Source organism: Geomonas diazotrophica, from assembly GCF_019063885.1.
Taxonomy (GTDB): Bacteria; Desulfobacterota; Desulfuromonadia; order Geobacterales; family Geobacteraceae; genus Geomonas; species Geomonas diazotrophica.
Genome location: NZ_CP077684.1, coordinates 4,616,276 through 4,639,506 on the forward strand (window position 1 = coordinate 4,616,276; position 23,231 = coordinate 4,639,506).

Sequence of the window (23,231 nt, forward strand, 5' to 3'; positions counted from 1 at the left end):
TCTCCTTACAGTTACCGGTCCAGGTCCGCCAGCACGAAGTCGATGGACCCGATGATGGCCAGGAAGTCCGACACCAGCCAGCCCCGGCTCAACATGGGCAGCGACTGGATGTGCGGGAAGGTCGGGGTCCGGATGCGCATGCGGTAGGCGGTGTGCAGCCCGTCGGAAACGGCGAAGTAGCCGTATTCTCCCTTTGGTGCCTCGATCGGCGCGTAGCACTCTCCCTTGGGAGGGGACATGCCGCGCGTAGCGTTCACGAAGTGGTGGATCAGGGACTCTATGTCCTCAAGGGCGTCCCGCTTCTGGGGCAGCACGTAGCGGTAATCGGAAGAGATCCAGCGCCCATCCGGCATCCCTGCGGCGGCCTGCCTGACGATGGAGAGCGACTGGCGCATCTCCTCCATGCGCACCAGGTAGCGCGCGTAGCAGTCTCCCCCCTCGGCGGTGGCCACCTGGAAGTCGAAACGGTCGTAGCCGCAGTAGGGCATCTTCTTGCGCAGGTCCCAGTCGAACCCGCAGGCGCGCAGCATCGGCCCGGTGAGCCCCCACTCCAGGGCCTCGTCCCTGGTGATGGCGGAGACCCCCTTAAGGCGCGCCGTGAAGATGGGGTTTCCGGTCAGAAGCTTCTCGTACTCGGCAAGGCGCGGCGGGAACCACTCCAGGAAGGTCCGGACCTTGTCCAGCCACCCTGCCGGGAGGTCGTCCGCGACGCCACCGATCCTGAACCAGGCGGGATGCATCCGTCCGCCGGTGATCAGCTCCACGATGTCGAAGATCTTCTCCCGGTCGGTGAAGGTGTAGAAGACCGGGGTCATGGCGCCGATGTCGGCCGCGAAGGTCCCCAGCCAGACCAGGTGGTTGGCGATGCGGAACAGCTCGCTGAGCATGACCCGGATGTACTGGGCACGCTCCGGCACCTCGATGCCGCAGAGGGTCTCCACCGAGTTGACGTAGGCCAGGTTGTTCTGCACGCCGGCCAGGTAGTCGATCCGGTCGGTGTAGGGCATGTACTGGTGCCAGTTCTGCCGCTCCCCGATTTTTTCGGCGCCACGGTGGTGGTAGCCGATCTCGGTGTCCATGTCCACGATCTCCTCGCCGGAGAGCTTCAGGATGAAGCGCACCACCCCGTGGGTGCCGGGGTGCTGGGGGCCGACGTTCAGGATCAGCGTCTCGTCGTCGACGCGGTCGAAGAAGTCGCCACCGGGCAGCGACTTGCGCCCGCGCGCTTCCTCCGCCGTGTAGGGGCGCATTTCCGTGGCCCGGGAGGGGTGTTCCTTCCTGAGCGGGTGCCCCTCCCAGTCGGGGGGCATCAGTATCCTGGTCAGGTTGGGGTGTCCGGCGAAGCGGATGCCGAACATGTCGTAGGCTTCCCGCTCGTACCAGTTGGCGACGGGAAAAACGGAGGTGACGCTGGGTGCCTCGGGGTAGGCTCCTTCCAGTTCTGTCTTGATCCTGATCCTGCCGGGGGTGTCGAAGCAGGTGAGGTGGTAGTTGACGGTGAAATCGCGGAACCTGTCGCGGTCGCGGCGGCAGGATTCGTCCACGCAGGCGATGTCTTCCAGCCGCCGGAAGGGGGACCCCTGGCGCTCTTTCAGGTGTCTGAGCAGATCGGGCACCAGGTGGGCCGGCGCGCGGTAGGTGAGCATGTCGGAGGCGGCTTCGTCGCGGAGCACCTCGCCGCCGAATTTTTCCTGCAATTCCTCCTGCAGCCCGAACTCCGGGTAGGGGAGGCGGGGCTGCTTCGGGCGCCAAAGCTCGTCCGAGCGCGGCGCGGCGAAGTGCGGGTGCTGCATCGAGCTGCCGCGGATAGCGATCCCCTCCATGCCGGGGCCGCGGGTGTCGCGGGACTTGGTGACGCCGTCCACGAGGATGGGGGCAACGGTCCCCTGGGTTCCTCCCTGCATCCGCAAAACCGGGCGGGTGGGGCGTTCCTCGCTCCTGATCTTCTGCTGTAGCAGCATGAGCCCTTCCAGGAACGACTCCGGACGCGGAGGACAGCCGGGGATGTACAGGTCGACCGGCAGGATCTGGTTCACCCCCTGCACCACGGAGTAGACGTCGTACATGCCGCCGGAGTTGGCGCAGCTCCCCATGGAGATGACCCACTTGGGCTCGGCCATCTGGTCGTAGAGCCTGAGGATGCTGGGAGCCATCTTCTTGAAGACCGTCCCCGCGATCACCATGAGGTCGGCCTCGCGCGGGGTGCCGCGCAGCACCTCGGCGCCGAAGCGCGAGACGTCGTAGCGCGAGGTGAAGGAAGCCATCATTTCCACGAAGCAGCAGGAAAGACCGAAGAACATCGGCCAGAGTGAGTTCGCCCTCCCCCAGTTGATCAGGTCGTCCAAGGAGGTGAGGAGGACGTTTTCCGGTATTTTTTCGTCGTCCCTCTCGCTCAAGGTTGTTTACCTCGCATACGGATGGCGGACGGCCCCCAGTCCAGTCCCCCCTTCATCCAGAGCCAGACCAGCCCCAGCATGAGGACCACGATGAAGACGGTGATGTGCACGAGCCCCTGGATCCCGAGCAGGTCCCAGGCAGTGGCCCATGTCAGGATGAAAGAGCCTTCGACGTCGAAAACGATGAAGAAGATGGCGATGAGATAGAAGGGGACTCGGGACGCATGACGGGCGGACCCGGTCGGGACCACCCCGGATTCGTAAGGGATGTGCTTGTCGGCGGCATCTTTGCCTGAACCCAGGAAATAAGCCGCCGCCAGCAGGACGCCGATCAGCCCCACCGCGAGGGCTGTGTAAATGGCGAGGGGGATGAACTCGACCTGCTGTGCGGTGACTGGCATACCGGCCTTTCATTGAGAATAACAGGGGATTTTGGTACCCGTATAATCTAGCGTAGCGCTGCCGAAAGTCAATTAGTCCGCGGACGGTGATCGGATCATTAGATCATGTCATCATAATCTTGCTCTTCAGTATCAGGATCTCGAAAGCCATGGCCGCTTTCCCTATCAGCCTCTGTATTTCGGGAAGTTTCTCGTCGAGGGGCAAGCTGCCCCCGCCGACGTACAAGACGGCGACCACGCGCCCCATCATCAGCAGCGGCACCAGTAAATTGTTGAAGGGGGTACCGCCCCCGAGGGCTTCCATGATGGCCTGGTTGCCGGGGGTGGGGGGCATCGGCCCCAGGAAGAAGCTCTTGCTCTGGTTCACCACGTTCAGCACCGACGGTTCGTCCAGTGAAAGCTCCAGCCCCTCGAACTCGGGGACAAGCTTGTTGTCGACCCGTGCCATCCACCCGGTGGCGTGCCCGCCGCGCAGCAGGAAGAAGGCGACCCGTTTGAACTGGGGCCCCAGGTGGCCGGTGATCAGTTCCGCGATCCAGTCGCGGTCGTCCGCCTCGGCCAGCCCGACCAGGACGCTTTCCAACGAGTAATCCTGCTCCGGTTCCTCGATCTCCTCCTGGTACAGCTCGGCCACTGCCACAGGGGGCGGTGCGGCGGCCGCGGCCTGTTGGGTGGACGGTTGGCTCGCCGGGGGCGCCGCTGCCTCGGGTGCCGGAGACGGGGCGACTGGCGGGGCGACTGGCGCGGCCGTTGCCGGCGCCGTTGCCACCTCGGCCTGCTCCAGCACTTCCAGGCTCAACTCCTCCAGCATGGGAAGATCGAGGATCTCCTCCTCCATGTGAACGGGCCACTCTTCGAGCGTCGGTTTGGGCGGCGCTGGCTGAGGGGGAGCTGTCACCACCCGTGCCGCAGGCTTGGCCGGAGGTGGGGTGGGGGAATGGGCGGCATGGTGCCTGCTCCGGCTTCTGCTGCCCCCTTCGACGCTGATATAGCGCACCTCGCGCTTGATGCCGTAGTACTTCTCCAAGGCGGTCACGATGCGCAGTTCCGGCGCGATCACCGGTACGATGATATAGCCGGTCGCGAAGGCGATCTCGTCGATGGCGTGAAGGTCGGTGGGGTCCACCATGGCGAGGGTGACCTTACGGTTGTTGAGCGCTATCGGAATGGCTTTGTACTTCTTGACGTAGTCGAACGGGATGAGCTTGATGATGTTGGGGGGGATGTCGAGCAGTTGGCCCGGAGCGGCGTGGGCGATGCCGATCTTCTGGCTCAGGAACTCCGCCAGGTCCTGCTCGTCCAGGTACCCCATTTCCACCAGGTTGGTACCGAAACGTCCGCCGAATATGGCCTGACCTTTGAGCGTCTCATCGAGCTGGGCCGGCGTGATCTTCCCCGCCTGAACCAGCATTTCGCCTAACCGCATTTTTTCCAAGCTACCCTCCGCCAAAACATCAAATTACACGTGCAATTCATTGAACCAACGCCATGACGACGAGGGGGCGGCGCCGGTCGAAGCCTGCGCGGCCGACCTGCCGGAGTGGCAGAGAAACGACGTTGTTAATCAGGCGCTAATTTAGAGCCGCCGTAGGGCAATGTCAATAGCAAACGGCCGGTTGCACAGATCAGCAAACGTCGACGATCTCGTAGCAACTGCTTCCCAGTTCCACCTCGTCTCCCAGCGATTTCCCGATCAGCTCGCTCCCCAGGGGGGAGGCCGCGGTGATCACCAGTATCTCCTCGCCGTCGAGCTGCAGTTTGAGGCCTCCTTCCTGTGGGCCGATGAAGAAGGTCTTGGCTGTTCCCTCCTCGTCCTCGAGCGTCACCAGGGCGGTGAGCCGGATGCTGTCCCCTTCGCCGAAGGGGTGCAGGGTGAGGCGCTGGTACGCCTGCAGCGCGCGCTTCAGCTCCTGGGCCCGATTCGCCTGCCCTTGCGCGACGTATGATGCTTCCAGGCTCAGCGTGTCGTACTTGTTATCCGGGACATTTTCTTCGTGGATGGCGGCTTCGTGAGCGGTTTTGGCGGCATTGGACAAAACGGACAGATCCTGCGCCAGTCTTTCGATGATAAGCCGGTGCAGCCGGCTCTTTCTGGTGGTAACGATGGGAAACCTTCCTAAGGTGAATTGTCGTGCCGGCGTACCGGGACGTTTCGGGGAGTGCTTCAACCCTGGATCACCGGCAGCTGGCGTGATCATGTCCCTTACCCCGGCCGTTGCAGGGCACCGATAGTATAACGCGGGAGGGGATCTGTCAAAAGGAAGATGGTTACCTCTCCGGGTACCAGTTGATCCCGAAGAGGTGCATGTTGAGTCCGGGGTTCATATACCCGTTCAGGCCGGCGTTGGACATGTGCTGGAACCGGTAAGAAAGCGCGAAGGACGGGGTGAAGCGATAGATGAGGCCGGCATGGGAGATGAACTGCTCGATGCCGTTGTAATCTCTCCCGCCGAACTCGTCACGGCTGAGCACGGCGATGCTTACGCCGAGGTCGAGTTCGACGGAGTCGGGATTGCCGATGCCGAAGGCCGGGCCGACCGAGCCGATGAATCCGAGGTCGTCGCCGCTGGAAAGGACCCCGGCCGTCAGAGAAACCTGGGTGGACACGCCCCAACCACCCTTGCTGCGCAGGTTCCAGGGGAGCTGGTAGGTGGCGAAGGTTTCAAAGATTTCGGCGCCGTTGTCCCTGCCGTCCACGGCGATCCCCCCGCGCACCCCGAAGGGGCCCCAGCTGTTGGCGCACGCGTAGCTTTCTGCACCCAGAGACAGAGCGAATGCAATCAGCAGCAGGCAGCAGATCCTTGTCATGGCGGGCTCCGAGTGAGGTGTGGTTAACGATGTAACATTTAAGCTGCAATTTTCTGAAATTCAAGCGGCTGGGTGCAGATCTCATCGTTGAGATTCCGCTCTCCCGCGACGGCCGGCGGGCGGTGGCTGATACTGTCGCTTGCGGAAAAGTAACGCCGGATGTACTATTTAATAGGCCCTGTAAGGCAGAATGAGGCAGGCAGGAACAAGCCCGAAGGAGGTGGCCATGAAAGGATACCAACTGGTAAAGGAGATCAGAGAGGCGAAGAGTGCTCACCCCGACGGTGTATTCATCAAGTGGTGGCGCAATGAGGAGGACTTCATTGACTTCGACCTGCTTGACAGGTTCCTGCAGAACCTGAATGAAAGTGAGAAGATCGACGGTTTCGAGTTGATCAATGAAGACGAGATGTGGCGCACTCTCGAAGCCCGCTGCCAGGGCAGAGTGTTCAAAGAGAAACGTGATGGGGACTGGGTGCTGCGTTGGACGCCGCCGCCCAACAGGAAGGTCGAGGAATCGGAAACAGAGTATCCGTACACAGCCGAGTCAATGGTGAAGATCCTGGACAGTGAAACGAACTACAATTACGTCGATTAAGCGGGTGGCCTCGGAACGGCCGGCTGCACAGGGAAAGAAGAGAGGGGCGAAGGATTTCGCCCCTTTTCTTTTGCCTAGCGACCTTTGGCGAGCATCTTGAAGAAATCCAGAACCTTGTCCGGGTGTTCCGAAGCCTTGGGCACCTTGGGCCAGTGTTTGATGACGATCCCGTCCGGTGAGATCACCACGGTGGAACGGATGGTGCCCATGGTGGTTTTGCCGTACTGGACCTTCTCGCCGAAGGCACCGTAACTTCTCATAACGGAGGCGTCCGGGTCGGAGAGGAGGGTGAAGGGGAGCTTGAAGTCGGCGATGAACTTGTCGTGAGACTTCATGGAATCCTTGGAGACCCCGACCAACACCGCTCCGAGCTGCTCGAAGAGCGGGTGCAGCTTGGCAAAGCCTACCGCCTCCGCCGTGCAGCCAGGGGTGTTGTCCCTGGGGTAGAAGAAAAGAACCAGGAGCTTTCCCCGATAATCTCCGAGTGTGTGCGCCTTCCCGTCACTCCCCTGAAGTCTGAAATCGGGGGCATTTTGTCCTTCCAGAAACATAGCTTCATCCTCCTTTGACGTGCTTCTCATTAGCCGATAAACCATAGCAGAATGGCTGTAGTTCGCAAGAGGCATGACGCCTTGTCACCGGCTGATATTCGGGGTATGCTGCCGCTGGTCAACTGGAGGGGGGAACATGGGCGGTATCATGGAGGCGGCAGCGGACCCTGGAAGGTGGCACCACTTCGCGGGGGTGTTGCTGGTGATCGCGCTGGCGGTATTGCAGGCGCGGGTGGGTAGGGCAGGTGCCTTTTGGCAGATCTGCTGGGCGCTCCCCGGGACGCTGCTGCACGAGTTGTCGCACCTCGTGGTCGCCGCCGTCACCGGGGGGCGGCCCGTAGGGTTCAGCATCATACCCCGCCGGGATGGCCCGGGGCGTTGGGTGCTCGGCTCGGTTACCATCAGCAGCCCGGGACCGGTTTCCGCGCTTCCCTCGGCGCTGGCGCCGCTTATGTTGAACGTCATCGCCTATTACCTGTACCTGGGGTGGAGTACGTGGTTTCCTGCTGATCTGCCACACACCCTCCTGATGTACGTCGCCATTTATGTTTTCAGCTACAGCTCGATACCGTCAGGGCAGGATCTGAAGGTCGCCTTTTCGAATCCGGCGGGTGTGGCGCTCTATGGTGGGGTTTTGGGGTTGTGTTTGTGGCGGTGGAGGCTTTAAGAGCGGTTGCGGTTTTGGGTTCGGTAACGCCCGCCCCACGACGTGGGCGGGCTTTTTTCACCAAAAGACGCGGGTGTCACAGCGACGCGGCTAATCTTTCGAACTCTTTCTTCGAGCGTACGATGCAATCCTCGACGGCCATCCCGGCGAAGTAGTTGCCGGTGACGTAGAGGTTGCTCCCCTGGACCAGGCGGTCGATCTGGTCGGTGAGCGCCTTGTGCCCCACCACCGGGGAGGGGAGCTGGCTCTCCCGCTGCACCACCTGCTCCAGGTCGTCGGTCTGCACCTGCAACACGGACGCGATCCGTTTCAGCTTGGCTTCCAGGGACACCTTTCCGGCTTTGTAGTGGAAGCTGAACCCGCGGTAGCTGTCGTGCAGCACGGTGTCGCGAGAGACGGCGGAGTAGAACTCCTCGCCGGTCGGGATCAGACCGGCCATAAGGGGCAGCTTCAACTTGCTCTTCTGTACGGCGAACCCCACGCTCTCGATGGTCTCGAGCTTGATCTGAGTGAGCACCTTTGAGAGCTCCGGCGCGATCTCCCCGGCGAGTTTGGCGCTCGCGGGGGGAGGGGCGGCCAGGGTGAGCCGAGGCGCCTGGTACGCGGTCCCGTCGGCCAACTCCACCGTATAAACGTTCGCGTCCTTGGAGATGCGGGCTACCTCTGCGCCGGTTTGCAGGGTGACCCGGTCCGCGACGGCCAGCTTGTCGATGACGCTGTTCAGCCCCCCCTGCAGGGTGAAGCTCTTGATGACGTCCTTTCTCCTGGGGCGCTTGTTGAACAGCATGTCGGCCGGGAAGTCGTCGGCACGCTGCGAGATGACGGCGTTGAAGGCGGGACCGAAGACCCGGTCGTAGTTCCCTCGGCCGACGATGCTGCCGTAATACGAGGCGACGCTGGCGCCGTCCTTCTTAAGGGTGAACAGCTTCCACGCGGAGCAGAACAACTCCGGGAAGGAGAGCTGCGAGGGGATGCTCTTTACCTCGTTGTTCACCAGCATCTTGAACGACACCTTCTCCCTGGGAAGGATGCTTGCCATCAGGGCATGCCTTTCCATGAGCTCCAGCAGACCGCCGTAGGAGTTGTAGCAGGTGTGGGCACCGAGCTCCAGCCAGAACCCGGCCGCGCTCCCCTCGAAACGATGGGAATGAAAGCAGCCGCCAGGCCTGTCGCTCTTCTCGAGAACCAGCGTATTCAGCCCCTTGGCAGCTGTATGGCTTGCGAAACTGAGACCGCTGATCCCTGCACCTATGACGATGGCGTCGAATTGCTTCATCTGGCAGCTCCTGTTTTTAAGGGTCGTTAATTCCAGCCTATATAAGCGCGCCTGCCGCGGGTTGTCAAGGTTTACAACATGTTGACAATGACTCAGTCAGCTATTACATTCTGTGGAGCTGAAACGAAGGAAATATGAAAGGGAACTAACATGGCGCAAAGAGATTATTACGAGGTGCTCGGCCTCAAAAAAGGCGCCTCGGCGGACGAAATCAAGCGGGCGTACCGCAAACTTGCGGTCAAGTATCACCCGGACAAGAACCCGGGCGACAAGCAGGCCGAGGAGCGCTTCAAGGAAATCAACGAGGCGTACGCGGTCCTCTCCGACCCCAAGAAGAAAGAGCAGTTCGACCAGTTCGGCTCCACCAACTTCCACGAGCGGTTCTCGCAGGAGGATATCTTCAGGGGCTTCAACGTCGACGACATGTTCCGCGATCAGGGCTTTGGCACCGACGACATCTTCTCCCGCATCTTCGGCGACGCGGTGCGGCGTCAGCGCGGCGGCGGCCGCGGCCGCCCCATGGCCGCCAAGGGAGAGGACTTCTCCATGGAGATCCAGGTCACCTTCCGCGATGCCTACGACGGCGCCGAGAAACGGGTGGCCTTCATGCGCGACGGCGCACGCGAAGAGCTGTCGGTGAAGATCCCGGCAGGGATCGAGACCGGCGCGAGGCTCAGGGTTGCCGGGCGCGGCGCGCCGGGGCGCATGGGCGGCCCCGCGGGGGACCTGTACCTCTCCGTGACGGTGGGCTCGGACCCCCTGTTCCAGCGCGAGGGTTCGGACATCGTGCTCAACCACGAGGTGCGTTTCTCACAGGCGGTACTCGGCGGGCAGATCGAGGCGCCGACCATGGAGGGGACCAAGAGGATCAAGATCCCGGCCGGCATCCAGTCCGGCACCAAGGTGCGCCTGAAGGGGCTGGGGTTTCCGGTGCTCGGGTCGCAGGCGCGTGGCGACATGTACGTGAGGATCGCGGTGCACGTGCCCGAAAAACCGACTGCGCGCCAGCGCGAGCTGGTGGAGCAACTGGCGGCGGAAGGGCTCTAGCTTTCACGGGCAGGCACCACAGTTCGAAATAAAAAATCCCCCTCGCCGTTACCGGGCGAGGGGGATTTTTTGTCTTTGGAAGCGGCAACTCAGGGCTGCTTGATGTCGATGCTGGCGGCGCTGCGCAGGTCCTTGACCCACTGGTTGAAGCGTTCGTCCGATTTTTTCTTGTAGAGCTGTTCCTCGATGGAGTCCTTCACCTCCTCGAATGGGCGCCCTTTCTCCTGGCTCTTCTGCTCCAGTTTGATGATGTGCAGTCCGGCCGGGCTCTCCACCAGCGAACTCACCTCGCCGGGCTTCATGGCGGCGACGGTGTTGCCGATCTCGGCAAGCATGTCGCTTCTCTTGAAGGTTCCCAGGTCCCCCCCGTCCTTGGCGGCCGCAGGATCCTGGGAGTACTTCTTGGCCAGTTCGACGAAGTCCTCGCCCCCTCGGGCCTTGGCCAGCACCTCGTCGGCGAGCTTCCGGGTCTTGGCGGCATCCTCGGCGCTCCCCTTCGGGTCCAGCTTGAAGAAGATGTGCCGCGCGTGGAAGGTCTCGCTGCCGCCGTAGTCGGCCCGGTGCGCCTCGTAGTATTCGTGCATCTCGCGCTCGCCCACCTGGATCTTGGAGCGCACCTCCTGGCTCATGAGCCGCATCCGCTCCAACTGCTCTTTGAGCTGCACCTTGTACTGCTCGACGGTGAGCCCCTGGGTGGCCAGCGCCTTCTCCAGCGCTTCCTGGGTCAGGTTGTTCTGCTTCTTGACGTCCTCGATGGCCAGGCGCACGTCCTCGTCGCTTACCTTGATGTCGAGTTCGCGGATTTTCTGCTCGACCAGTTTACGGTCCACCAGGCGGTTTACCGCTACGCTGCGCAGCCCGGTCTTCTCGGAAGCCGGAAGTTTCTCGGTCTCCTTCTGGACCTGGGCCAGTTCCTTGTCGACGTCGACGCTGGTGATCACTTCGTCGTTGACGATGGCGGCGATGCTGCTGATCTGTTTGGCGTTGGCAAAGCTTGGGGTTGCGGCGAGAAGGGTAAGCAAGCTGCAGGCGATGATGATTTTGACCATGTGTTCTCTCTGTGGCCGCAGAGGCGGCGCTTGTGCAAAAACGGCCGGGACTAGCCCGGCCGTTTGTTTATTCTGTTGCTGCCTGAATGATTGCGCTTACTTGGCCTGTGCAGGCTGGGCCGGCTGTGCGTCGGCCGGATGGGTCGCGCCGCCTTTGGCGCCTTCACCGCCGAGTTCTTTCAGGGCATCTTCCTTGAAGGAGATCTTCGCCTGCTTCTTCAGGTCATCCTTGAGCTTTTTGAAGGTCTCCTGCTGCTTGGCGGGGGCCAGGGCCGCCTTGATCTCGTCCTTCGCCTCGTCCAGGGTGCGGACGCCGGCCGGACGGGAACCGGTCTTCTTGATGATGTGGTAGCCGAACTGGGTCTTCACGATGCCGGAGGTCTCGCCGTCCTTGAGGCCGAAGGCCACCTTTTCGAAGTCAGGAATCATGGAGCCTTTGCTGAACCAGCCGAGGTCGCCCCCCTTCGGGGCCGCGCCGTCGATGGAGTTCTTCTTGGCGAGTTCCTCGAAGCTTGCGCCACCCTTGAGCTGCTTCTCGATCTCCTTGGCCAGCGCCTCGGACTTCACAAGGATGTGGCTGGCCCTGATCTGGGCGTCGGATTTGAACTTGTCCTTGTTCTTGTTGTAGTAGTCCTGCATCTCGGCGTCGCTCACCTTGGCGGACTCCTCGATCTTCTTCTTGAGGAACGCCTCGACGATGACGCGCCTCTTCAGATCCTCGAGCTTGGCGGCCACTTCCGGGCTCTTGTCGATGCCGTCTTTAGCTGCCTGCTGCAGGATCAGCTCGCGCACCACCATGGTGTCGACCATCTCCTTCTTCCCTTCCGGGGTTTCGGTCATGGGCTTGAGCTGGGGAGGAAGGGCGGCCTGCTCCTTGTAGAAATCTTTGTCGGTGATGTTGGCGCCGTTCACCTCGGCGAGGACGATCCCTTTACCCGGACCTTCCTGTTTCGCCCCGGTGGCCTCCTGCTGCTTTTTGCAGCCGGCAAAGGCAACGCTGAGCGCGATCAAAAGTACTGCGGTGGTTTTGCTGAAGTGCACGATTGGCTCCTTTTGTAATTAGCGTAAATTTATTCCAATCCGGGGAACGCTAGCATATCACACTAGGCATTTCAAGACATTTCTGGCCTCCGCCAGCACCCCGTCGAACGAGCAGTCGGCGACCCGCACGTAAAGCCGGAAGTCCGGCGTAAACCTGTATTTTCCTTTCTCTTTCCGCAACAACCCGGTGATGGCGTCCGGTGAGACCGGCGTCCTCTCGTGGAAGGCGAGCGAGAGCTCGTTGCCGGAGTACTCGATCTCCTTCACCAGGAGCCGTTTCAGGGCGACGCGCAGGCGCATCACCTCCAGGAGGTAGAGCGCCGCGACCGGCAGCGGCCCGAAGCGGTCCGCCAGCTCTTCGCGGATGTCGTCGACCTCCGCCTCGTCGGCGGGCTGGGTCAGCTTCTTGTAGATGAGCAGGCGCTGGTTCGGGTCCCGGACGTAATCCTCCGGGATGAAGGCCGGTACCTTGAGCTTGATCTCCGGTTCCACCCGCTCGGGGAGCGCCTCCCCCTTGAGGGTCCGCACCGCCTCGTCCAGGAGCTCGGTGTAGAGCTCGAAGCCGACCGCCGCGATGTCGCCGCTTTGGCGCGCCCCCAGGAGATCGCCGGCACCGCGGATCTCCAGGTCGTGGGTGGCGATCCTGAAGCCGGCCCCTAGTTCGGTCAGCTCCTGGATGATCTTCAGCCGCTCCCGAGCATCGGAGGAGATGGAGCCCTCCCCGGGAATCAGCAGGTAGGCATAGGCGCGGGTCTTGGAACGGCCGACCCTGCCGCGCAGCTGGTAGAGCTGGGAGAGCCCGAAGGTGTCGGCGCGGTTCACGATGAGCGTGTTGGCGGTGGGGATGTCCAGGCCGCTTTCGATGATGGTGGTGCACAGAAGGAGGTTCGCCTCGCCGTGCATGAAGGAGAGCATCACCTGCTCAAGTTCCTTCTCCGCCATCTGTCCGTGCCCCACGGCGATCTTGGCCTCGGGGACGATGCGCCGTAACTCCTCGGCCATGGCGCCGATCGACTGCACCCGGTTGTGCACGAAGAAGACCTGGCCGCCGCGGCGTAGCTCGCGCAGGACGGCCTCGCGGATCAGTTCGTCGGAGGAGCGGGAGACGAAGGTCTTGATGGCGAGCCGGTCCACCGGCGGGGTGTCGATGATGGAGAGGTCGCGGATCCCCATGAGCGACATGTACAGCGTGCGCGGGATCGGCGTCGCGGTGAGGGTGAGGATGTCCACCACGGCACGGAACTGCTTGAGCCTTTCCTTGTGCGCCACCCCGAAGCGCTGCTCCTCGTCCACGATCAACAGCCCCAGGTCCTTGAAGACCACGTCCTTTTGCAGGAGGCGATGGGTGCCGATCACGATGTCGACCTCCCCCTTCTTCACCCCCTCAAGGATCTGTTTCTGCTGCTGCGGGGTGCGAAAGCGCGACAGCATCTCCACCCGCACCGGGTAGTCCTTGAGCCGCGCCGCGAAACTCTCGGCGTGCTGCTGGGCCAGGACCGTGGTCGGCACCAGGATGGCCACCTGCTTGCCGTCCAGGGTCGCCTTGAAGGCGGCGCGCATGGCCACCTCGGTCTTGCCGTAGCCGACGTCGCCGCAGACCAGGCGGTCCATGGGGCGCTGGCTCTCCATGTCGGCGACCACCTGGTCGATGGCGGCCGCCTGGTCCGGGGTCTCCTCGAAGGCGAAGGAGGCCTCGAAGGCGCGGTACATGTCGTCGGCGGGGGAGAAGCGGTACCCTTCCTGGATCTCGCGGGCGGCATGGATCTTCAATAACTCCCCCGCCATCTCCTGGATCTCGGCGCGGGCCTTGGCCTTGGCCTTTTCCCACCCGGCGCCGCCCAGGCGGTCCAGCCTGGGCTCGATCCCTTCGGCTCCCACGTAGCGCTGCACCAGGTTGATGCGATCCACCGGTAGGTAGAGCTTGTCGCCCCCTGCGTACTCGAGGAGCAGGAAGTCCCCCTCCATCCCGGTGAGGCTCAGGTGCTGCAGCCCCCGGTACAGGGCGACGCCGAAGTCGATGTGCACCATGTGGTCGCCCGGCTTCAACTCCGCCAGCGAGGTGAGAAGCTGCTGCTTCCTTGCCTCGGAGAGGCCGCGCCGCTTCACCCTCTTGCCGAAGATCTCCTCCTCGGCGATCACCACCAGGCGCTCCTGCTCGAGCCGGAAGCCGCGGGATATCTCGCCGATCAGGATCTCTACCCGGCCGGGGGGGCGGGCCGCGGCGGTCCGGAACGAATCCTGGGAGTGTTCCAGGGGGAGGCGGTAGTGCGAGAGGAGCTCGTAGAGCCTCCTGGCCTGCCCGGCCTGGTGGCAGGGGATCAGCACGCGGTTCCCCGCCGCAATCCAGGTCACCACCTTCTCGGTCAACGGGGCCAGCACCCGCTCCCCTTCCGGGTTGGTATCGAGTTTCAAGTCCTGGTTGCCGGAACAGGCGAACCGGAGCCTTTCGCCCCCTTCCCCCTCGATCTCCAGGCGGGGGAACTCCAGGCGACGGCCGCTGGAGAGGGCGCGCTCCAGGTCCTGCGCAGAGAGGTAGAGCTCGGCGGGGTCGCAGACGATGGCGTCGCGCAGCTCGGCGCGTTTCGCAGCGCTGTCCAGGTCCTCCCCGAAGCGCTGCAGCGCATCGGCTATGGCGGCGGGGTCGACCAGCACCCGGACGGCGCCCTCCCCCGCGTAATCGAGGATGGTCTCCAACTGCGGGTGGAACAGGGGCTGCAGGAACTCGACCCCGGGGGGATAGATGGCCTGCTGGAGCTGCTCCAGGAGCTCTCGGCGGCGGTCGGCGCCGATGCCCAGGTGGTCGCAGCGCCGCTTGAGCCTCGGGGCGAGCTCCTTCACCACCTGCTCGGAGAGGATCACCTCCCGCGAGGGGAGCAGTACCAGTTCCTCGAGCGGCTCCAGGGAGCGCTGGGAGACGGGATCGAAGAGGCGTATGGTCTCGACCAGGTCGCCGAAGAACTCGATGCGCACCGGCTGCTCCCGGTCGGGAGGGAAGATGTCCAGGATCCCGCCGCGCACCGAGAAGGTGCCGCGGTCCTCGACCAGGGGGACGTGGGAATAGCCGAGCTTCACCAGCTTTTCGACCAGGCCGTCCCGCTCCAGTTCCTCGCCGGTCACCAGGTACTGGCAGACCCCGCCCAGGGTGTCGCGCGGAATGACCCGCTGCAGGGCGCTGGCAACCGGGAGCACCACCGCCCGCGCCCCGCCGTCCAAGAGGCGTACGAGCGCGTTCAGCCGCTCGCCGACCAGGTCCGGGTGGGGCGATGCCGCCTCGAAAGGGGTGACATCCCAGGCGGGGAAGGGGAGCACGGCCTCCGGACGGGAGGCGAAGAAGCGAAGCTCGCGGGCGAGCTCGTCCGCGCTCTCCTGGTCGGCGGTCAGCACCACCATGGGCGGCGCGCCGTCATCGGCGAGCCGCGACAGGAGGTAGGCAGGCGCTGACCCCTCCAGCCCCGCCACGCTCACCTGGCAGGTGGGGGAGGTCAGTTTCTCGTTGAGCTGTTTCAGGTACTGCACTTCGGGCATGGTCATCGTGTCGGGGCGGGGCCTTTCGCTTTGGTGGGTGGAGCTCTTTAGCACCGGTTGAGCATAGCAAAAACGGGGCCGATTATCCAGACAGTTGGCAGGCAAAGTTTTTCCGGCGACCCCAAATAAAAGTAAAGAAAAAATGGGAGCTGCCGAAGAGCTTTTTGAAGCCTGAGGAGAACCGGCTGTGAGAAGTTTAATTAAGGGTGAGCCTATGAAACAAGAAGATGTCCTCCACTCCGACGTGATAAATTACTTCAGCGCGGAGTTTGCTGCACTAGAGGAACGCCTCAAATCGGGCCGGCTGGAAGACTACCGTGAACGGGTGCTGGTCAGCCGTAAGATCTCGGAGGCCGTGCACCTGCTCTCCCCCTACGTCCGGAGCGACCCCCGGGCCAGGCACCTGGTGAAGAACGCCGAGGCGCTCAGAAAGGAACTCCTCTCGGTGCGCTCCATCATCGCCAAGCAGTTGCTGCAAAAAGAGAAGCAGTCCCTCCTGCAGGCCATCCTCATGCGTAAGAAGGGGCGCCGGCCCGACGAACTGGCCGGTTGACCGCAGCGCACTGGTGCCGGGTCCGGCCCACCGTTGCTGCTTGGGTGGCCGGCGTTTTACGTCCCCCTGAAGAATTCGCTTTACAATTAATGCGGCGTGTATTATATATCTCCTCCTTGTTGTGGAGAGATGTCCGAGTGGTTGAAGGAGCACGCCTGGAAAGCGTGTGTACGTTAATAGCGTACCGAGGGTTCGAATCCCTCTCTCTCCGCCATATTTACATTTACCCTTTGCGGATAGACCTGATAGCTGGGTCCCGCGCAACGGAAGGTTATGAACCCCGTCAGGTCCGGAAGGAAGCAGCGGCAGTAACCGCCCCCGTGTGCCGCGGGGTAGCCCAGCTATCAGCTCTTTCCGCAACCCCCCGCCCGCCCCACGCCCCGCACGAACCATGAACCACGTGATGCCATAGAGGTACGCCGCCTTGTCCTATCTTGTCCTTGCTAGAAAATGGCGCCCCCAGACCTTCAGCGACCTGGTCGGCCAGGAGCATGTCAGTCAGACCCTGAAAAACGCCATCGACGGCGGCAGGGTGGCACACGCCTTTCTCTTTACCGGCGCCCGCGGGGTCGGCAAGACCAGTTCTGCGCGCATCCTGGCGAAGGCACTCAACTGCGAGAGCGGCCTGACCGTGGAGCCGTGCAACACCTGCTCCACCTGCCTGGAGATCACCGAGGGGAACTCGGTCGACGTCTTCGAGATCGACGGCGCCTCCAACACCGGCGTCGACGACATCAGGGAGCTGCGGGACAACATCAAGTACCTCCCCTCGCGTTCGCGCTACAAGATATTCATCATCGACGAAGTGCACATGCTGACCACCAACGCCTTCAACGCGCTTTTGAAGACGCTGGAGGAGCCGCCGCCGCACGTCAAGTTCATCTTCGCCACCACCGAACCGCACAAGGTCCCCATCACCATCCTGTCGCGCTGCCAACGCTTCGACTTCAAGCGGATCGCGCTGCCGCGCATCGTCTCGAGGCTGCGTTTCATCGTGGACCAGGAGGGGGTGCAGGTATCCGACGAGGCGCTCTCGGTCGTGGCCAGGAAGGGGGACGGCAGCATGCGCGATTCCCTCTCCACGCTGGACCAGGTGCTCGCCTTCTGTGGCAACAGCGTCTCCGATGCCGACGTGGCCGCGCTTTTGGGCGTGGTGGACCGGCGCCTGATCATGGACGGCTGCCGCAGCGTGCTCGAGGCTGACGTCAAGGGGGCCCTCGGTATCGTGGCCCAGGTCGATTCCTTCGGCTACAGCATGCGCCAGTTCTGCCAGGAACTGATCAACCAGTTCCGCAACATCGCCATCCTGAAGGCGGTCGGGGAGCCGGGTGACCTGCTGGAGCTCTCGGACGCCGAGCTGGGAGAGCTGACCGCGCTGGGGGGGCAGGCCTCGGTCCAGGACCTGCAGCGCCACCTGGCCATCCTGCTCAAGGCCGAGGCCGAGATGGCGCACGCGGGCTTTCCGCGCCTGATCCTTGAGATGGCGCTGATCAAGATGGCGAGTCTCGCCCCGGCCATCCCGGTGCAGGACCTGCTGGCGCGCCTCGACGCCCTGGAAAAGGGGGGACCGTTGCCGCCGCGCGCCGAAGCGCCGCGCCCGTCCTCCCCCGCGCCGCGCCCGGCACAGCAGTCGGCGCCGCCTCAGCAGCAGTCGCCACCCTCCCGCCCCGCCGCAGCTCCCGTTGCGGCAGCACCGGTGGCGGGAGCCCCGCCGCGCCCCGCCGCGGAGCCGCAGGCGGCACCGCCCGCCTTTGCCTCCGGCGGCGACCTCTGGGGAGGCTTCGTGCAGGCGGTCAAGGCGAAGAAGCCGATGCTCGGTGGCGCGTTGGAAGAGGTCTACCCGGTCAAGGTGGCCCAGGGCGTCCTGGAGATCGGCTGCCTGCAGGGCTCCTTCCAACTGACCCGGCTGCAGGATCCTGAGCAGATCAACGAACTGAAGAGCCTGGCCCAAGGCCATTTCGGCGTCCCGACCCAGGTCAAGGTGGTCGCGCTGAGCGGGCCTCCCTCGGACGCCGCCCCGACCCTGTCGGAAAAAAAAAGCCTTGAAGACGCCGAGCGAAAGGCAGTCCTGAGGCGCGAGGCGGAGGAGCATCCGCTGGTAGCCGTGGCGGTGGAGCTTTTCGACGGCGAGATCGCCGAGGTGCAGGAACTTCCGCAAAAAGAAGCGGCAAAATCATAACAATGTTCCGCGGTACGCTGCGACAATAAAGTAAAATTGGAGGATACGATGTCTAAAGGTTTGGCGCAGATCATGAAGCAGGCGCAGATGATGCAGCAGAAGATGGGCAAGCTGCAGGAGCAGGCGGCGGAAAGAACCGCCGAGGTGACCACCGGCGGCGGCGCGGTAACGGTGGTTGTCAACGGCAAGAACCAGGTGCTCTCGCTGGTCATCAAGAAGGAAGCCGTCGACCCCGAAGACGTGGAAATGCTGCAGGATCTGGTCATCACCGCCGTCAACGAGGCCCTCAAGAAGGTGCACCAGGAGATGAGCGAGGAGATGAGCAAGATCACCGGCGGGCTGAGCATCCCCGGCCTTTTCTAGAGGTCCCCGGCTATCGCAGCAGATGGATGAAAGAGAGGGTGCACGCCGTTAGGTGTGCACCCTTTAATTATCCAATTCTACGATCAAAATTTTTTTGGTAAAAATAACCAGTAAAAACTTGTTTTATCCATGGTGGGAATATGCTACATTTTTCGGGCTCGCTGACCAGGCTGGTGGGAGAATTGAAGAAACTGCCTGGTGTCGGTGAAAAAAGTGCCTTGCGGCTTGCCTTTCATCTGCTTAAATATCCCGGTAATATCGAGGCGTTAGCAGAGAGCCTCCTGCAGGTGAAGGAAAAGGTCCGTTTTTGCTCCCTCTGTTTTGCCATCACCGAGGACGATCCCTGCTGGATCTGCTCGGGGGAGCGCGACGGCGCCACGCTCTGCGTGGTGGAGGAGCCGCAAGACCTGCTGGCCCTTGAGAGAAGCCGCGCTTTCCGCGGCCGCTACCACGTGCTTCAGGGGGCGCTTTCACCGTTAAACGGCGTTACACCCCGCGACCTGAGGATCGCCGAGCTGATGCAGCGGTTGGAGGGGGGCGAGGTACGCGAGGTGCTGATCGCCACCAACTTCACGGTGGAAGGGGAGGCGACGGCACTCTACCTGACCAGGATGATCAAGCCGCTCGGGATCAAGGTGACGCGTCTGGCGCACGGCATCCCCATCGGCAGCGACCTGGAATACGTGGACGCGGCGACCGTGCAGCGGGCGGTGGAGGGGCGCTCGGAGCTTTGAGCCCCTTCGCGAGTGGGAACTAGAACGATCTTTTACCGTAAAGCTCAATTGGATTTTCAAACACAGGAGGAAATCAATGTCCCGCAGAATGGTAACAATCGACGGTAACACCGCGGCAGCACACGTGGCCCACGCCACCAACGAGGTGATCGCCATCTACCCGATCACCCCCTCCTCGGTCATGGGGGAGATCTCCGACGAGAAGAGCGCCCGGGGCGAGAAGAACATCTGGGGCACCGTCCCCTCCGTTTCCGAGCTGCAGTCCGAAGGGGGCGCCTCCGGTGCCGTGCACGGCGCGCTCCAGGCCGGCGCCCTCACGACCACCTTCACCGCCAGCCAGGGCCTCTTGCTCATGATCCCGAACATGTTCAAGATCGCCGGCGAGCTCACCTCGACGGTGTTCCACATCTCTGCCCGCGCCATTTCCGCCGCCGCGCTGAACATCTTCGGCGACCACTCCGACGTCATGTCCGCCCGTTCCACCGGCTGGGGCATGATCTGCTCCAACAACGTGCAGGAGGTCATGGACTTCGCGCTGATCTCCCAGGCGGCCACCCTCAGGGCGCGCGTCCCCTTCATGCACTACTTCGACGGTTTCAGGACCTCCCACGAGGTACAGAAGGTCGAGGAGCTTACCTTTGACGACATGCGCTTCATGATCAGCGACGAACTGGTGCAGGCGCACCGGGCACGCGCGCTGACCCCGGACCGTCCGGTGCTGCGCGGCACCGCCCAGAACCCGGACGTCTACTTCCAGGGTCGCGAGACCGTCAACGCCTACTACCCGAAAGCCCTGCAGATCGTGCAGGAGGAGATGGACAAGTTTGCAGGACTCACCGGCCGCAAGTACTCCGTCGCGGAATACGTCGGCGCCCCGGACGCGGAGCGCGTCGTCATCGTGATGGGGAGCGCCGCCGACACGGTCCAGGAGACCCTGGAGACCCTGAACGCTGCCGGCGAGAAGGTGGGTCTGGTCAAGGTGCGCCTGTTCAGGCCGTTCCCGGTTGACGCCGTCGCAGCCTGCCTCCCGGCCAGCGTCAAGAAGATCGCCGTGCTCGACCGCACCAAGGAGCCGGGCTCCCTGGGCGAGCCGCTCTACCTCGACGTCAGGACCGCCATCGGCGAGGCCATGGCGGACGGCAAGACCTCCTTCAAGTCCTACCCGATCATCGTGGGCGGCCGCTTCGGCCTGGGCTCCAAGGAGTTCACCCCGGGCATGGCCAAAGGGGTGTTCGACAACCTGAAGGCCGACAAGCCGAAGAACCACTTCGTGGTCGGCATCAAGGAGGACGTCACCAACTGCTCGCTCGACTACGATCCGAGCTTCGTGAACCCCTCCGCCGGTACCTACTCCGCCATGTTCTTCGGCCTGGGCTCCGACGGCACCGTCGGCGCCAACAAGAACTCCATCAAGATCATCGGCGAGAACACGGACAACAACGTCCAGGCCTACTTCGTCTACGACTCCAAGAAGGCCGGCACAGTGACCGTGTCGCACCTGCGCTTCGGCAAGGGTGAGATCCGCTCCCCGTACCTGATCGACCAGGCGGACTTCGTCGCCTGCCACAACTTCTCGTTCCTCGAGAAGTACGACATGCTGACCCGCGCCAAGGTCGGCGGCACCTTCCTCCTCTGTTCGCTCACCGACGACAAGGAGCAGGTCTGGAACTCCATGCCGGTCGAGGTGCAGCAGCAGATCATCGACAAGAAGCTCAAGTTCTACGTGATCAACGCCATCGCGCTGGGCGAGAAGCTGGGCCTTGGCGCCAGGATCAACGTGATCATGCAGACCGCCTTCTTCAAGATCTCCAACATCATGCCGCTTGACGCCGCCATCGCCTCCATCAAGGACGCCATCAAGAAGTCCTACGGCAAGTCCGGCGAGAAGGTCGTCGAGATGAACAACAAGGCGGTGGACGCCGCCCTCGAGAACATCTTCGAGATCACGGTCCCGGCGACCGCCACCAGCAAGATCAGGAAGCCGGCCGTGGTGGGCGCCCACGCTCCCAAGTTCGTACAGGAAGTGACCGCCCAGCTGATCGCCGGTCACGGCGACGACGTTCCGGTCTCCATGCTCCCGGCCGACGGCACCTTCCCGACCGCGACCTCGCAGTACGAGAAGCGCAACATCGCCGTGGACATCCCGGTCTGGGACGAGCAGCTCTGCATCCAGTGCGGCATCTGCTCCTTCGTCTGCCCGCACGCCACCATCAGGATGAAGGTGTACGACGCCGACAAGCTGGCCGGTGCACCGGAAACCTTCAAGTCCGCGGACGCCCGCGGCAACGAGTTCAAGGGGATGAAGTGCACCATCCAGGTAGCCCCCGAGGACTGCACCGGCTGCGCCGCCTGCGTGGCCAACTGCCCGGCGAAGTCGAAGGAGGACCCGAAGCACAAGGCGATCAACATGAAGTTCCAGGCGCCGCTGCGCGCCTCCGAGGCAGCCAACTACGAGTTCTTCCTCAACCTCCCCGAGACCGACCCGAGCCTCTTGAAGCTCGACACCCTCAAGGGAAGCCAGCTGGTGCGCCCGCTCTTCGAGTACTCCGGCGCCTGCGCAGGCTGCGGCGAGACCCCGTACCTGAAGCTCATGTCCCAGCTCTTCGGCGACCGCGCGCTCATCGCCAACGCCACCGGCTGCACCTCGATCTACGGCGGCAACCTGCCCACCACCCCGTGGGCCAAGAACGCCGACGGTCGCGGCCCGGCCTGGTCCAACTCGCTCTTCGAGGACAACGCCGAGTTCGGCTTCGGCATGAGGCTCGCCGTGGACAAGTTCAACCAGGCCGCGCTCGAGCTGATCGACACCCTCTCCCTCCCGGCGGAGCTGGTCGCCGAGATCAAGGGCGCCGACCAGAAGACCCAGGCCGGTATCGAGGCGCAGCGGGCCCGCGTGGCCAAGCTGAAGGAGATCCTGTCCGCTTCCGGCGACGCCGCGGCGAAGAAGCTCCTCTCCATCGCCGACTACCTGGTCAAGAAGTCGGTCTGGATCGTCGGCGGCGACGGCTGGGCATATGATATCGGCTACGGCGGCCTGGACCACGTCATCGCTTCCGGCAAGAACGTGAACCTCCTGGTGCTCGACACCGAGGTGTACTCCAACACCGGCGGCCAGGCCTCCAAGTCCACCCCGATGGGCGCCGTGGCGCAGTTCGCCGCCGGGGGCAAGCCGCAGGCCAAGAAGGACCTGGCCATGATCGCCATGGCCTACGGCAACGTCTACGTCGCCAAGGTCTCTCTCTCCAACCCGGCCCAGGTGGTCAAGGCGTTCATGGAGGCCGAGGCGTATGACGGCCCGTCCCTGATCCTGGCCTACAGCCACTGCATCGCCCACGGCATCGACATGGCCACCGCCGTCGAGACCCAGAAGCGTGCGGTCGCCTCCGGCCACTGGCCGCTGGTCCGCTACAACCCGGAGCTCGCCGAACAGGGCAAGAACCCGCTCGTCCTGGACAGCAAGGAGCCGAGCATATCTCTCGAGGAGTACGCCTACGGCGAGAACCGCTACCGCGTGCTGAAGAAGAACAACCCGGAGGCGGCCGCGACTCTCATGGCCCGCTCCTCCGAACTCACCGCCCGCCGCTTCGATCTGTACAAGAGGATGGCGGAAATGGACTTCGAGAAATAGGAAAGAAATCTAACAAAAGCGCTTGACAGGGGCCAGACCCGTGCATAAAATCTTTACCTGTGCCGGGGATGGTCCCGCAATCACGTAAAAGAGCAGTAACAGGAGATGTGGTAATGGCTAAAGGTGTAGTGAAGTGGTTCAATGACAGCAAGGGTTTTGGTTTCATCGAGCAGGAGAACGGCGAGGATGTGTTCGTACACTTCTCCGCGATCCAGAGCGAAGGGTTCAAATCTCTGGCAGAGGGCGATTCCGTAACTTTTGACGTGCAGCAGGGACCGAAAGGCCTCCAGGCAGCCAACGTAGTAAGGGTTTAAAGTCCATCCTTTAAACGACGAAAAGCCCCCGGGGGAACCCCCGGGGGCTTTTTTTGTTGCTTCTGACGGACCTGCCATCCTTTCCCACCTCTTTCCTCCCG

19 protein-coding genes, 1 tRNA gene and 1 other RNA gene are annotated in these 23,231 nt (G+C 63.0%); 11 read left to right on the forward strand and 10 right to left on the reverse strand.

Features of this window, described 5'->3' with window-relative positions:
- Positions 1–11: 11 nt before the first annotated feature.
- The 5 genes from KP003_RS20445 to KP003_RS20465 form a co-directional block, all read right to left on the reverse strand.
- Complete coding sequence (locus tag KP003_RS20445) at positions 12–2,396, reverse strand: NADH-quinone oxidoreductase subunit B/C/D (RefSeq protein WP_216497058.1); 2,385 nt, start codon at positions 2,394–2,396, stop codon at positions 12–14.
- Positions 2,393–2,797, reverse strand: a complete 405-nt coding sequence (locus KP003_RS20450; protein WP_216497057.1) for an NADH-quinone oxidoreductase subunit A — start codon at positions 2,795–2,797, stop codon at positions 2,393–2,395. Before KP003_RS20450 ends, KP003_RS20445 begins: the two co-directional genes overlap by 4 nt.
- 103 nt (positions 2,798–2,900) lie before the next feature.
- On the reverse strand, positions 2,901–4,223 hold the full coding sequence (locus KP003_RS20455; protein ID WP_236026701.1) for a GspE/PulE/PilB domain-containing protein: 1,323 nt from the start codon (positions 4,221–4,223) through the stop codon (positions 2,901–2,903).
- A 199-nt stretch (positions 4,224–4,422) separates the two neighbouring features.
- On the reverse strand, positions 4,423–4,995 hold the full coding sequence (locus KP003_RS20460) for a GreA/GreB family elongation factor (protein WP_216497055.1): 573 nt from the start codon (positions 4,993–4,995) through the stop codon (positions 4,423–4,425).
- Positions 4,996–5,065: 70 nt separating this feature from the next.
- Complete coding sequence (locus KP003_RS20465) at positions 5,066–5,605, reverse strand: acyloxyacyl hydrolase (protein ID WP_216497054.1); 540 nt, start codon at positions 5,603–5,605, stop codon at positions 5,066–5,068.
- 226 nt (positions 5,606–5,831) lie between these two features.
- Between KP003_RS20465 and KP003_RS20470 the strand changes: the two genes are divergently transcribed.
- A complete protein-coding gene (locus KP003_RS20470) occupies positions 5,832–6,203 on the forward strand; it encodes a hypothetical protein (RefSeq protein WP_216497053.1) in 372 nt (123 codons plus the stop codon).
- Positions 6,204–6,277: 74 nt separating this feature from the next.
- Here KP003_RS20470 and KP003_RS20475 read toward each other — a convergent pair whose 3' ends face one another.
- On the reverse strand, positions 6,278–6,754 hold the full coding sequence (locus tag KP003_RS20475) for a peroxiredoxin (protein WP_216497052.1): 477 nt from the start codon (positions 6,752–6,754) through the stop codon (positions 6,278–6,280).
- Between the two features lie 136 nt (positions 6,755–6,890).
- Between KP003_RS20475 and KP003_RS20480 the strand changes: the two genes are divergently transcribed.
- Entirely contained in the window at positions 6,891–7,421 is a 531-nt protein-coding gene (locus KP003_RS20480; protein ID WP_216497051.1) for a hypothetical protein, read from the forward strand.
- Positions 7,422–7,497: 76 nt separating this feature from the next.
- Here KP003_RS20480 and KP003_RS20485 read toward each other — a convergent pair whose 3' ends face one another.
- Positions 7,498–8,697, reverse strand: a complete 1,200-nt coding sequence (locus KP003_RS20485; protein ID WP_216497050.1) for a protoporphyrinogen/coproporphyrinogen oxidase — start codon at positions 8,695–8,697, stop codon at positions 7,498–7,500.
- A 150-nt stretch (positions 8,698–8,847) separates the two neighbouring features.
- Here KP003_RS20485 and KP003_RS20490 point away from each other — a divergent pair, with 150 nt between their 5' ends.
- Entirely contained in the window at positions 8,848–9,744 is an 897-nt protein-coding gene (locus tag KP003_RS20490; RefSeq protein ID WP_217300195.1) for a DnaJ C-terminal domain-containing protein, read from the forward strand.
- An 89-nt stretch (positions 9,745–9,833) separates the two neighbouring features.
- On the opposite strand, the gene KP003_RS20495 is transcribed toward KP003_RS20490, so the two are convergent.
- From KP003_RS20495 to mfd, 3 genes are all read right to left on the reverse strand, one after another.
- Positions 9,834–10,793: a peptidylprolyl isomerase gene (locus tag KP003_RS20495; protein ID WP_216497048.1), complete on the reverse strand. Its 960-nt coding sequence runs from the start codon at positions 10,791–10,793 to the stop codon at positions 9,834–9,836.
- Positions 10,794–10,889: 96 nt separating this feature from the next.
- A complete protein-coding gene (locus KP003_RS20500; RefSeq protein WP_216497047.1) occupies positions 10,890–11,834 on the reverse strand; it encodes a peptidylprolyl isomerase in 945 nt (314 codons plus the stop codon).
- Between the two features lie 57 nt (positions 11,835–11,891).
- A complete protein-coding gene (mfd, locus tag KP003_RS20505) occupies positions 11,892–15,365 on the reverse strand; it encodes a transcription-repair coupling factor (RefSeq protein ID WP_216497046.1) in 3,474 nt (1,157 codons plus the stop codon).
- A gap of 208 nt (positions 15,366–15,573) precedes the next feature.
- Between mfd and KP003_RS20510 the strand changes: the two genes are divergently transcribed.
- The 8 genes from KP003_RS20510 (at position 15,574) to KP003_RS20545 (ending at position 23,130) form a co-directional block, all read left to right on the forward strand.
- Positions 15,574–15,912, forward strand: a complete 339-nt coding sequence (locus KP003_RS20510) for a hypothetical protein (RefSeq protein WP_216497045.1) — start codon at positions 15,574–15,576, stop codon at positions 15,910–15,912.
- A gap of 123 nt (positions 15,913–16,035) precedes the next feature.
- Positions 16,036–16,126: transfer RNA gene (locus tag KP003_RS20515), tRNA-Ser, on the forward strand.
- Positions 16,127–16,159: 33 nt separating this feature from the next.
- An RNA gene (gene ffs / locus KP003_RS20520) (signal recognition particle sRNA small type) lies at positions 16,160–16,258 on the forward strand.
- A gap of 78 nt (positions 16,259–16,336) precedes the next feature.
- Positions 16,337–18,091, forward strand: a complete 1,755-nt coding sequence (gene dnaX / locus KP003_RS20525) for a DNA polymerase III subunit gamma/tau (RefSeq protein ID WP_216497044.1) — start codon at positions 16,337–16,339, stop codon at positions 18,089–18,091.
- 48 nt (positions 18,092–18,139) lie between these two features.
- Positions 18,140–18,454 carry a YbaB/EbfC family nucleoid-associated protein gene (locus KP003_RS20530; RefSeq protein ID WP_216497043.1) on the forward strand — a complete coding sequence of 105 codons (315 nt, stop codon included), beginning with the start codon at positions 18,140–18,142 and terminating at the stop codon, positions 18,452–18,454.
- Positions 18,455–18,594: 140 nt separating this feature from the next.
- Positions 18,595–19,188 (forward strand): recombination mediator RecR, encoded by a 594-nt coding sequence (recR, locus tag KP003_RS20535; RefSeq protein ID WP_216497042.1) that lies wholly within the window; start codon positions 18,595–18,597, stop codon positions 19,186–19,188.
- A gap of 76 nt (positions 19,189–19,264) precedes the next feature.
- Positions 19,265–22,816, forward strand: a complete 3,552-nt coding sequence (gene nifJ, locus KP003_RS20540; RefSeq protein WP_216497041.1) for a pyruvate:ferredoxin (flavodoxin) oxidoreductase — start codon at positions 19,265–19,267, stop codon at positions 22,814–22,816.
- 113 nt (positions 22,817–22,929) lie between these two features.
- A complete protein-coding gene (locus KP003_RS20545) occupies positions 22,930–23,130 on the forward strand; it encodes a cold-shock protein (RefSeq protein ID WP_129125226.1) in 201 nt (66 codons plus the stop codon).
- The last annotated feature ends 101 nt before the right edge of the window (positions 23,131–23,231 follow it).